The sequence below is a fragment of the Acetobacter sp. DmW_136 genome, assembly GCF_008690365.1.
Lineage (GTDB): Bacteria > Pseudomonadota > Alphaproteobacteria > Acetobacterales > Acetobacteraceae > Acetobacter > Acetobacter oryzifermentans.
Window position 1 is genome coordinate 1 of the sequence record NZ_VHON01000085.1, and the last position, 323, is coordinate 323.

General features: G+C 52.0%; 1 pseudogene. It reads left to right on the plus strand.

Annotated features, from left to right (window positions below):
- A pseudogene (locus FKW31_RS15745) lies at positions 1-232 on the plus strand (IS3 family transposase); the annotation flags it as partial.
- Between the last annotated feature and the right edge of the window lie 91 nt (positions 233-323).

Below are 323 nucleotides of genomic sequence, written 5' to 3' on the forward strand. Positions count from 1 at the left end.
CTGGAATCATAAGCGGGTTTATCGGATCTATCGGGAACTGGAACTCAACCTGCGGATTAAACCCCGCAGGCGTCTTGTTCGCGAAAAGCCTGAAAAGCTGTCGGTTCCGGCCCTTCCCAACACGGTCTGGTCCATGGACTTCATGGCGGACAGGCTTTTGGATGGACGCGCTTTTCGGCTCCTGAACATTCTGGATGACTTCAATCGTGAAGGACTGGCAATCGACGCGGAAATCTTCTGTGGTTACCGTCCGTTATGCAAGAGTTTTCTGACCCATATTGACGTGTGATCGTGTGCGGTCTTCTGTAAGGCCTGTTGATGTG